Here is an 11,176-nt window from a genome sequence, read left to right as displayed (position 1 = left end):
CATACATAAGAATCCAAGCTACGCGGGGGCTTGGCCCCTCCCGCGACCGGACTTTCACCGGATAGAAGATGCGTGCTTAGCTGGGCACGCCTATGAATGAAAAAAAACAGTCTCCGCTCTGCAAGGAGCGAAAACTGTTCTTATCTCGTTATTGATTCAAGCATTCCACGATGAGCTTGTTAACAAGCCCCGGGTTCGCTTTTCCTTTGGTTTCCTTCATAACCTGTCCAACCAGGAAGCCGACAGCTTTATCCTTACCAGCCTTGAAATCGGCGACGGACTGCGGATTGTTCGCAACGACTTGTTCAACCACTGCTTTAATAGCACCCTCATCGCTGATTTGGACAAGCCCCTGCTCCTCCACGATCGTTTGCGGAGCTTTACCGGTCTCCATCATCGCTTTGAAGACGGTTTTGGCGATTTTGTTGCTGATCGTTCCTTTCTCGATCAACCCGATCATTTCGCCCAAGCCTTTGCCAGTCACCTTCACATCCTGGAATTCCAGGTTGTTCGCGTTCAGGTACCCTAGCAAATCGCCCATGATCCAGTTGGACACGGCTTTGGCATCCTGGGTATATTTCAGGCTTTCCTCGAAGAAATCAGCCAGCTTGATCGAGGATGTGATAACCTCCGCGTCGTAGCTTGGCAAGCTGTACTCGCTGACGTACCGTGTTTTACGGGTGTCAGGAAGCTCAGGAATGCTGGCGCGGACACGGGCCTTCCACTCGTCGTCGATATATAGACGAACCAGATCCGGGTCCGGGAAGTAACGGTAGTCATGCGCTTCTTCCTTGCTGCGCATCGTCAGTGTCTTGCCCTGGGCTTCATCCCAGCGGCGCGTCTCCTGCACCACTTCGCCTCCGCTGTCCAAAATATCGGCTTGGCGCCATTCTTCATACTCGAGCCCCTTTTGAACACCACGGAACGAGTTCATGTTCTTCAGCTCCGCGCGCGTTCCGAACTTTTCTTGCCCGAAGGGACGGATACTGATGTTCGCATCACAGCGAAGCGACCCTTCCTCCATCTTCACGTCGGATACGTCGCAATACTGCATGATCGCCTTCAGCTTCTCCAGGTAAGCGCGAGCCTCCTCAGGAGAACGCAGATCCGGCTCGGATACGATCTCGATCAGCGGCGTACCTACGCGGTTATAGTCGGCGAGCGATGCGTAGCCGCCGTCCACGTGGGTCAGCTTCCCTGCATCCTCTTCAAGATGAACGCGGGTGACGCCGATTCGCTTCGTCTGGCCGTTTACTTCAATTTCAATCCAGCCGTGCTCGCCGATCGGCTTGTCGTATTGGGAAATTTGGTACGCCTTCGGCGAATCCGGATAAAAGTAGTTTTTACGGTCGAACTTGCTGTCCGTCGCGATTTGGCAGTTCAAGGCCATAGCCGCTTTCATCGCATATTCCACCGCCTGCCGGTTCAGCACAGGCAATACGCCGGGATAGCCCAGGCAGACCGGGCATGTATGAGTATTCGGCGGAGCTCCGAATTCCGTGGAGCATCCGCAAAAAATTTTGGACTTCGTATGCAGCTCAACGTGAACTTCCAGTCCGATGACCGTTTCGTATTTCGTTTCGGTTGCTGACATGCTGGCTTGCTCCTTTCTCTATTCTGTTACAGCTGAGGACGCTGCTTGTGGTGATCGGTATTTTGCTCATAGGCATGCGCCACACGCAAAACCGTCGATTCGTCCAGCGCTTTCCCGATGATCTGCAAGCCAACCGGCATGCCGTCCGCAAGTCCGCAAGGAACGCTGATCGCAGGGATTCCCGCCAGGTTCACCGGAATCGTCATAATATCGTTCAAATACATCGTCATCGGATCATCAATCTGGGAACCGACTTTAAAGGCCGTCGTCGGGGCCGTAGGTCCGATAACCACGTCATAGTTTGCAAAGACATTATCAAAATCCTGTTTAATCAATGTGCGCACCTTTTGCGCCTTCAAATAATAAGCGTCGTAATAACCGGAGCTAAGCGCATAGGTACCCAGCATAATCCGGCGCTTTACTTCCGGACCGAAGCCCTCGCTGCGGGATTTGTGGTACAGATCCAGCAGGTTTTTCGGATTGTCGGCACGGACGCCGTAACGAACTCCGTCAAAGCGCGCGAGATTAGACGAAGCTTCGGACGAAGCCAGCAAGTAGTATGCAGCTACGGCATACTCGGTATGAGGCAGCGATACCTCCTCGACAATTGCGCCAAGACCTTCAAGCACTTTCAGCGCGTTAACAATCGCTTCGCGAACCTTCGGATCGATGCCTTCGCCCATATATTCCTTAGGCACGGCAATCCGCAAGCCCTTCACGTCCCCTGTCAGAGCACTCAAATAATCCGGAATGTCCACCTTCGCTGAAGTGGAGTCCTGCGGGTCATGGCCTGCAATAGCTTGCAGCAGGTAAGCACTGTCCTCGACATTTTTACTCAATGGACCGATTTGGTCCAAGGAGGAGGCGAAGGCCACCAGACCGAAGCGCGATACTAATCCGTAAGTCGGCTTCAGCCCTACAATGCCGCAATAAGCAGCCGGCTGACGGATGGAACCGCCAGTATCGGAGCCAAGGGAGAAATAAACCTCTCCCGCTGCAACAGCTGCAGCCGAGCCGCCGCTGGAGCCTCCCGGAACATGCTCCAGGTTCCATGGGTTATACGTCGTATGGAAGCTCGAGTTCTCGTTAGAGCCCCCCATCGCGAATTCATCCATGTTCAGCTTGCCGATCGAAACCGCTTGCGCTTCCTTCAGCTTACGGACTACCGTAGCATCATAAACCGGCTCGAAATTGCGCAAAAATTGACTCGCGCATGTCGTCGTAACCCCTTCGGTGACAATGTTGTCCTTGATTCCGACCGGCAGGCCGAACAGCAGTCCTCTGGACTGGTCGGTGCCGAGCTGCTCGTCCAAAGCTTTGGCAGCTGCACGGGCATTCTCTTCATCCAGCTTCAAAAACGCCTTCACCTTATCCTCTACTTGTCCGATCCGGTTGTAGGATTCGTTCACCAGGTCGGAGACGGATAGTTCTTTGGCATGAAGCCGGTTATGTATGTCCTGTAATTTCAGATCAAATAAAGACAAAACTGCATCCTCCCTTCAATAATGGCTGCGGTTATTCCAGTACGGCAGGTACTTTGATTTGGCCGTCTTCTTCATCCGGCGCGTTCAGAAGCACTTTCTCAATCGGCAGAGACGGTCTTGCCGCGTCCTCGCGCATCACATTGGAAAGCGGCATCGGATGGCTGGTCGGCTCTACGCCGTCTGTATCCAGCTCGTTCAATTTCTCGGCATATTTTAAAATGGCGTTCATCTGCACGGTTAAAAGTTCCTTCTCCTGATCGCCTAGCTCAAGTCGCGCCAATTTGGCGACATGCTCAACATCTTTTATTGAAACACTCATGGACTGCCCCCCGCTTCATAGTCTTTCCTGTCATTATTTTCGACAAAATGGACGAAAACTCATCCTTATATTATAAACCAGATGAATATTGAACTCAATTACCTAATTCCAGCCCTGATGCGAACCCCAAATACAAAGAAACAGCCCGTAAACGGAGCGTAACGTTCCGAACGGACTGCATACTAAGGCCGGACATCGGAATTACCCGAGCTTTGAATTAGATCCAGGCCTTTAAATTGATTTGTTTGATAAATTCTTCCTGCGACTGTACATCCTTCGCCGCTTCCGCCTGCTCCTCCGGCTCTTCGTCCCCGTTCATAATCCGCCGGAACAGCTCTTCATTCCTTGTGGCCAAAGCAAAATCGATCAAAGCTTCCCGCTCCAAACGGTCTACTTCCTGCTGAATCAACACTTCCTCCAGCTCGATATCATCGGCCGAGACGAAGAAATGCTTATTTATTTTAGGTACACGTACCACGTAATCAAACACATTATCCGCATTCCGGTCATACGCGATGATATATCCGTAATCTCCAACGGGCAAATTTTGCTCAAACCTGTCTGCGACGATATATACCTTCTGTCCCAAACGCAGCATATGCCATTCCTCCCAAGACTAACGTGCCTATCTGATTCATGCCCGAATTGGATCCCTGATGAGCTAGTAAGAAACAATCTCATTTAAGTTTATTAAGTCGAGCCATGAGTATTGGTATACGTTTATGATTAATTCTACTAATTTTATCATCTTTTTTGGGCATAAGCAATGATAGACAAGCCTGACGCCCCTATGAAGATTTGCTATATTTACACCGGCGGAATTCCGCGGACATTTTCCCTCTTTAATGCAAGGAACCGGCCGATATGCGGCACAGTTTACCTGCAGCCTATTGCGGGAGGCCAGCCATAGACTCTATGGATTGCTGCAGAGCAAGCTATTCCCGTGTGAATCTTAAGAGACGGCTGTGCCAGCCAGGCCTGCATGAAGCAGAGCACCGGCTAGCTTTCGACCTTTCCCGCAGCGGAACGCGCAATTTGCTCGAACAGCTCTTCAAAATCCTCCACCGATAACGGCTTGCTGAAAAAATATCCTTGGGCTTCATTGCACTTGTTGTTTTGCAAAAAATGAAGCTGCTCTATCGTCTCTACGCCTTCGGCAATCACCTTCAGATTCAGGTTGCGGGCCATAGCCAAAATAGTCATAATGATCTCCCTGTTATCGGTGGTATCTTTGACCTGGCTTATAAACGATTTGTCTATCTTCAGCGTATCGATTGGGAATTTATTCAAATAATTCAAAGAGGAATACCCGGTTCCGAAATCATCGATCGCTATCTGGATGCCCAGCAGCTTTAAGGAATTCAGCTTACCTATTACATAATCCTCATTATACATGGCGATGCTCTCGGTAATTTCCAGCTCCAAAAGTCTCGGATCGAGACTCGTCTCCTTCAGCACCTGCCGGACATAGTCAACGAGATTTTGCTGTTGAATCTGCCGGGCCGACAGATTGACCGATACGCGCATAGGAGGAAAGCCCTTCTCCTCCCACAGCTTGATTTGCTTGCAGGCGGTGTACAGGATCCACTCTCCCATAGGAGCAATCAAGCCGGTCTCCTCTGCCATCGGGATGAATTCCAATGGAGAAATGAGCCCGTTCTCGGGATGAATCCACCGCACCAATGCTTCGACTCCGACGATCTTCCCCGTGATCAAATCAACCTGAGGCTGATAAAACAGCGTCAGCTCCTCGCGCTCCAGCGCCTTGCGCAATCCTTTTTCCAGCGCTGCTCTTCGCACGATCTTGTCCTTCATCTCCAACGCATAAAACTGGTAGTTATTGCGTCCCTGCTCCTTGGCGCGGTACATTGCGATATCGGCATTTTTCACCAGCGTATCGATATCTTCACCATCGCAAGGGAACATGCTGATCCCGATACTAGGGGTGACGGACAGCTCCTGGCCTTCATACAAGGCAGGACGCGACAACAGCTGCAGGATTTGCTCGACCTTCTGTTCGGTAGCTTCGCGGGAATAGCCGGGCAGAAGCAGAACAAATTCATCTCCTCCTATCCGGGAGCCCATCTCGTTGCCACCGGCCATGCCCTGGATTCGCTGAGCGACCTCCTTCAGCAAATAATCCCCGCTGGAATGACCAAACGTATCGTTGATCCATTTAAAACGGTCCAAATCCAGGAAGAGTACCGCAATGGAAGAGCCGTCCTTTTTAACCGATTCCAGCGTCTTCGTAAAATGCTCGTTGAACAGCCTGATGTTGGGCAGACCTGTCAAAAAGTCGTAATTGGCGCGAAATTCTATCTCCGCATTCTTGTCCTTCAGCTCCTGCGTATATGCTTCCAGATTCATGGACATCGTATTGACCCGCTTGGACAGCCAGCCCAGCTCATCATTTCGATTAATGGCAATTTTGGCGCCGAAATTGCCTTCGGCGATTTCATTCACCTTATACAAAATGTGGTTAATCGGACGTACGATATAGTCCGCAAGCAGGAAGCTTACGAATAGCACGAACAGCAGAATAATCAAGGAAATGACAATATTGTTCAGCAGCTGCTCATTTAAAATATCCTGAATGATTTGATAATCCGTAACGACCCCTATGATATACGGATTGTCGGATTGAATCGGAATGAACGTCTTCAGTACCTTTTTCCCGTTCGATTCCGTTACGACGCTGATCAGCTTGCCCGATTGAAAGGAAGCCAGGACATTCTGAACATCGTTAGCTTCTTTATACGCATATTGTCCAAACTGAATATCCCGGTTTACCAAATCGACGTACTTTTGCCCGTTCACCTCGGTATACAGTGGAGGCTTGCCAAACGTTCTGGGGTTAAAGCCGGTAATCTCCAGCACGCTTGTATTGTTTTTCAATATTTTCTCCAGGATGGATTCCGGACCAAGGATCTGCTGGAATTTCAGGATTTGGGTATCCCGAATATAGGGATTAATAATGTAATTGGTTGTGCCGTCGTAATAGTAGCCCCACTTGTCGACATGATCCGGGTCCGATGCGGCGATATTTACCGGCCCCGACCAGAAGTTAGGGAGCTTCTGGCCTTGGTTTATGGTTACATTATGATGATCGAACAGCTGGTTGAATGCATCGAACCAATAATCCCAGTCCTTGGTGCTCATATCGATTTCCTTCGCATCCGATGACTTGCCGCCCTTTATGTCGTTGCCTTCCCGTTGTAAAAGCGTGATGTGGGAAACCCCTAGTTTTTCGGAAAGCCGCACAAGCTCTTCATTCGATATGTTGTTAATGTCAGGATCCAGAGCATTCTGCGCTGCAATCGCCACGGCCCGTAATTTATTGCCAATCAAATCTTCCACATACTGCGCGCCGAATTGGGACTGTTCGATGGAAATCCCGATCTGCTTCGCCAGGATATCCGTTTGCTTTTCCTGATCCTTCATCAGCAGGTCGCGGGAAAAGTAATAGTTCAAACAGTTGTACAAGCCCATAATCAGCGTTACAACAAGAATAAAGGTCAAAGCTAGTTTTTTTCTAAGAGGCAAAGGAATCCCTCCATCCAGACCGAGTCACGGGACTATGATGTCATGCGTAATATTCGAAGTAGTTTTTCTCTGTTTCCCATAAACCGACTTTAAAAAGCTTAGGAATGCGAGGCGCCAGCATTTCGCAAATCACCTTGACGACCACATCCGATGTAGGATTCAAATCCTTAAATTCTTCCGTATCCAGATTCAAATGCTTGTGATCAAACTTTTTGATGACCACTTCATCCACGATATGATCCAGATCCGCCAAATTCATGACCATGCCGGTTACGGAATCCGGCTCTCCTTGTACGGTGACTTCCAGATAATAGTTGTGGCCGTGCCCGTTAGGGTTGTTGCATTTGCCAAAAATCCGCTTATTCTCCTCGTCGCTTAACAAGTAGCTGTGAAGACGATGCGCTGCGCTGAAATGATATTTTCTAGTCAGACGAACCATAGAATCCCTTCCCTTCTCCGCATGCAAATAATGATTTTCTCTTAAAATCAATTGATACAGCTCGCAATCCGGAAACTTGCCGTCCAGTGCCTCCCACAAATACCGGACGATATTTTCCGTCGTCGGCATATGCTCTTGAAAATACGGGTGCTCCCTGTCCAAAAACTTGCCGTCCAGCTCCGACTCTATCAAGCCTTTGGCTACTCTATCAATGTCGGTAATATTGACGACGATACCCGACTTGGGGTCCAGCTCACCCCGAACCATAATCTCCAGGACATAATCGTGTCCGTGACCATGACGATTGCTGCATAATCCAAACACTCTTTGATTTTCTTCTTCCGTCCACTCATCAACCCAGTACACATGGGCCGCGGAAAAATGAAGCTTCCTGCTTAAATAAATCATGTGCTTAGCTCCCATCTTTGGAATGAATGTTTACGTTGCAGTCTGAAGTTGTTATGTAATAGTACTACAGTACTCCTTTGGGCGGGGTCATTTTGATTTCATCCATACGGACATGCAGCGGAGTTTGCGCGATGAAAACGGCTGCCCGGGCAACGTCCTCGACCTGAAGCATATCGTCCTTCGAGAAGCCCTCAACGCCCTTCCACAAGTCTGTGTAAGTCGCTCCCAAGCACAGCTTGGTCAAGTAAACGCGGTGCGGGTACCACTCTTCGCTAAGCGCCTCCCCTAATCCGTTAAGCGCCTGCTTGGAGGATGTATACATGGCTGATTGCGGCAAAGGCCGTTCGGTCATGATCGAGGAAATATTGATCACCCGGCCGCCTTTGTCTTTCATCAAGGGAAACGCCTGCTGAATGCACTGCATCGGACCAAACACGTTGGTAGCGTATGTATTCTCCCAGTCCTCGCGCTCGAATTGCTCGAACGGCTTGTTAATCATTACCGCCGCATTGTTGACGAGAACATCCAAGACCCCATGATTTCGTTCGATCACGCGAAATGCTTCGCGAATACTGTCCTCCGAACGCAAATCCAGCGGAAGATTGATGAGATTTTCCGAGCTCTGCAGCTCGTTAGCACCGCGGCTTCCTGCATAAGTAATGTAACCGTTTTTAGAAAGCTCCCTGCTGATAGCTTCGCCAATGCCTCTCGATGCTCCTGTTACTAACGCAATCTTTCGTTCCATAATGCTGCTTCTTCCCCTTCCTCGGTTTAAATTCCGGCATGGGCCGAAAGCCCGCCATCTATAAAAAATGAAGCGCCATTCACATACGAGCTCGACGGCCCGACAAGATAATAAGCCAAATCCGCCACTTCCTCTGGGGTTCCAACCCTCTTGACCGGGGATTTCTCAATGATGCGGGCGTGGTGATTATTGACCTGCTGCTCCTGAACCCCCATCTCCGTATCGACAAAACCCGGACACAAGGCATTACAAGTGATCCCGTAGGGTCCCCACTCTGCGGCAATAGACTTCGTAAAACCGATAATTGCGTGCTTGCTCGTTGAATAAGCGACGGACTGAGCTCCGCCGAGAACGCCGAAGATCGATGACAAATTCACAATGCGCCCGTAGCCCGCTTCTTTCATTCTGGGAAGCAAATATTTGCAGAAGAGAAACATGCTCTTGATGTTGGTGTTCATGATCCAATCCCATTCCTCCTCGCTTACCTGATCGATAGCGTGATAGGGACCGCCTACTCCTGCGTTATTAATCAGCACGGAGGGAATTCCCCAGCTGCGTTCAATGGTACGCAGAGCTTGTTCAATGTCTTCCTTCTTCGTGACGTCGCATGGAACGACCTCGGCCTGTCCTCCATGCTTGCGGATGTCTCGTGCCTTCTGTTCGGCCGACTCCACGCTTTTGTTAGCAATGAAGATAACCATTAACTTTTCCGAGGCCAGCTTCTGCGCGATAGCCGCGCCGATTCCCCGACCCGCACCTGTAACTACAGCGATATCCATCCGTCTTCTCCTAAATCAATTTCTCAACAAGATTATTTCATTCCATTATCCTTTCGACAAATGTAGATATTACCCTGCATCCTTAAGCTAACTTTTAAATGAAAAGTATATTTTATTACATAAAATGGGGCTGAAAGTCAGTTTCGGTTGAAAGTTGTTCTTATTTGGAGAACAAATGGGGCCATTACTGCTTGCGGACGGCATACACCATATGAATCCAATCGTTCAGCTGCTGCTGAACCGTAATGAAGCCCCGGTCCCGGAACCATTGAAGCAGCCGGGAACGGTCTGACGGATGCTTCCCGGTAAGCTCCGCCACGAGCTTCGTGTTCCCCGTCCGCCTAAGTTCGGACAGCTTCTCCTCACTTGTTTGGGCATTCTCGAACATGAGACTGGTGATTACCATCCTCCCTTGCGGCTTTAATACCCGATTCATCTCTTCTAGCGCAAGCAGCTGCTGCTCTCTGGTCAAATGATGGAAGGCCATGTGGGTCGCAACAAAATGAAACTGCCCTTCGAAGAACGGCAGCGCCAAAAAATTGCCCAGCTTGGCACAAATAGCCGGGTATTTGCTCCGGCATTTGGCAAGCATTTGCCTGGACTGCTCCACTGCGTACATCGTCGCCCCTTCTTGCTGTAACCTCCCCGCCAAATTGCCCGTCCCGGCGCCGATGTCCAGTCCTGTTTCTCCGGGCTGCGGAGCAAGCCACTGTACGGTATAGGACAGCCCTCTCTCGTACTCTTCCGAAGAGGCGATGAAGCCTACCGGGCTCGTGCTGACGCTGGTCTGATCGAACCGTTCGGCCATCAGATCATACCCCCAGCGGTCCTCCCAGGTGGATCGGGCACGCTTCAATTGCTTGATCTGGTCGGCTAGCGTAAACAGATCGTCCAGCCGGAGCGGCTCCATATCCCCTGATTTCTCAATCAGCTTGTCCATGGCAGCGAGCACCTGCTTCCACTCCACCCACTGGTCAAATAAGACGGCACGCTGCAGCTCCAAATAATGCCGGTATGTCTCCCTATCCCCGCTGTCCGCATAATGGAGAAGCTTGGCGATGACATCAATGCCAAGTCCGATTTCCCGGAACGCGGCTATCGTTTGAAGGCGCCACATATCCTCCTCCGTATATCGGCGGTACCCGTTCTCTTCATATTCCGGATGAAGCAAGCCCTTCTCCTCATAAAATCGGATCGCTCTTGGCGTTACGCCCAGCCGCTTGGCGAGCTCGTTGATTTTCATATGCAGCCTCCTAAAGAAAAAGCACCGTTTGGTATCGGGGCCGGTGTATCCTTAGAAACTGGATGGTCTAATGATCATCCAATTGGATGGTTTCGTTTGCAGGATCTTCTTGTACAATGAAAATTGTAATCATGGCTAATGAATTTGTGAACATGAGAAGGTGATCCTGTGAATCTGACCGTATTTTACATCCTTATATTCATTGTAGGCATGTTCGGGCTTATTGCCACCATAGCCGTCGGTATATCGCAAAAAAATAAAGAAGGCAACCCGTCCTACGATAAAAGTACGGGAAAAATCTTCCTGCGGCTTTCTATCTATTACATTATAACTATCGTAGGCGGCTATCTGGTCTATGCTATTTGGGCCTTCAGCTAACCATTGCAGCATTCACTTTCGTGCTTCCTCGTCCGCTGCAATCCTTTTATCTTATAGCCCCACGTCGTTTAAGTCCAGGATTGACCCTGTTTGACCTTCATACAAGCTAACTACTAAATTAAGCAAGGGCACCCCCAAATGGCTAATAGAAGCCGTTTCACTGGGATGCCCTTGCTTATTTTTACGGGATCGATAAGATGCAGGTGAGTTTGTGTTGAGCTTGGCCCCCGCTCCTGCGGCAGAA

The 11,176-nt window shown here is 49.9% G+C and carries 10 protein-coding genes; 1 reads left to right on the top strand and 9 read right to left on the bottom strand.

All coding sequences use genetic code 11. The annotated features are described in order from the left end of the window. Nucleotides 1-148: 148 nt before the first annotated feature. From gatB to GGC63_RS29745, 9 genes are all read right to left on the bottom strand, one after another. The gene (gene gatB / locus GGC63_RS29785; RefSeq protein ID WP_192705371.1) at nucleotides 149-1,594 is read right to left on the bottom strand and encodes an Asp-tRNA(Asn)/Glu-tRNA(Gln) amidotransferase subunit GatB; all 1,446 of its coding nucleotides are present in this window, start codon (nucleotides 1,592-1,594) and stop codon (nucleotides 149-151) included. A 26-nt stretch (nucleotides 1,595-1,620) separates the two neighbouring features. After that, nucleotides 1,621-3,078 carry an Asp-tRNA(Asn)/Glu-tRNA(Gln) amidotransferase subunit GatA gene (gene gatA, locus GGC63_RS29780; protein ID WP_192705370.1) on the bottom strand — a complete coding sequence of 486 codons (1,458 nt, stop codon included), beginning with the start codon at nucleotides 3,076-3,078 and terminating at the stop codon, nucleotides 1,621-1,623. A 31-nt stretch (nucleotides 3,079-3,109) separates the two neighbouring features. Next, nucleotides 3,110-3,397, bottom strand: a complete 288-nt coding sequence (gatC, locus tag GGC63_RS29775; protein WP_192705369.1) for an Asp-tRNA(Asn)/Glu-tRNA(Gln) amidotransferase subunit GatC — start codon at nucleotides 3,395-3,397, stop codon at nucleotides 3,110-3,112. A gap of 217 nt (nucleotides 3,398-3,614) precedes the next feature. Continuing rightward, nucleotides 3,615-3,995 carry an ATPase gene (locus GGC63_RS29770; protein ID WP_079913383.1) on the bottom strand — a complete coding sequence of 127 codons (381 nt, stop codon included), beginning with the start codon at nucleotides 3,993-3,995 and terminating at the stop codon, nucleotides 3,615-3,617. A 401-nt stretch (nucleotides 3,996-4,396) separates the two neighbouring features. Beyond that, a complete protein-coding gene (locus GGC63_RS29765; protein WP_225948582.1) occupies nucleotides 4,397-6,940 on the bottom strand; it encodes an EAL domain-containing protein in 2,544 nt (847 codons plus the stop codon). A 40-nt stretch (nucleotides 6,941-6,980) separates the two neighbouring features. Continuing rightward, complete coding sequence (locus GGC63_RS29760; RefSeq protein ID WP_079913385.1) at nucleotides 6,981-7,787, bottom strand: 6-carboxytetrahydropterin synthase; 807 nt, start codon at nucleotides 7,785-7,787, stop codon at nucleotides 6,981-6,983. Nucleotides 7,788-7,851: 64 nt separating this feature from the next. After that, nucleotides 7,852-8,532 carry an SDR family oxidoreductase gene (locus GGC63_RS29755; RefSeq protein ID WP_192705368.1) on the bottom strand — a complete coding sequence of 227 codons (681 nt, stop codon included), beginning with the start codon at nucleotides 8,530-8,532 and terminating at the stop codon, nucleotides 7,852-7,854. Nucleotides 8,533-8,558: 26 nt separating this feature from the next. Next, nucleotides 8,559-9,311, bottom strand: coding sequence for an SDR family NAD(P)-dependent oxidoreductase (locus GGC63_RS29750; protein WP_192705367.1), 753 nt, complete (start codon nucleotides 9,309-9,311; stop codon nucleotides 8,559-8,561). A gap of 184 nt (nucleotides 9,312-9,495) precedes the next feature. After that, complete coding sequence (locus GGC63_RS29745) at nucleotides 9,496-10,554, bottom strand: MerR family transcriptional regulator (RefSeq protein WP_192705366.1); 1,059 nt, start codon at nucleotides 10,552-10,554, stop codon at nucleotides 9,496-9,498. Nucleotides 10,555-10,722: 168 nt separating this feature from the next. Here GGC63_RS29745 and GGC63_RS29740 point away from each other — a divergent pair, with 168 nt between their 5' ends. Then, entirely contained in the window at nucleotides 10,723-10,932 is a 210-nt protein-coding gene (locus tag GGC63_RS29740; RefSeq protein ID WP_079913389.1) for a hypothetical protein, read from the top strand. Nucleotides 10,933-11,176: the final 244 nt, after the last annotated feature.

It is taken from the genome of Paenibacillus sp. OAS669 (assembly GCF_014873645.1).
Classification (GTDB): Bacteria; Bacillota; Bacilli; order Paenibacillales; family NBRC-103111; genus Paenibacillus_S; species Paenibacillus_S vulneris.
The sequence above is the reverse complement of the archived record's forward strand: the minus strand, read 5'-3'. Positions and strand labels throughout refer to the sequence as shown.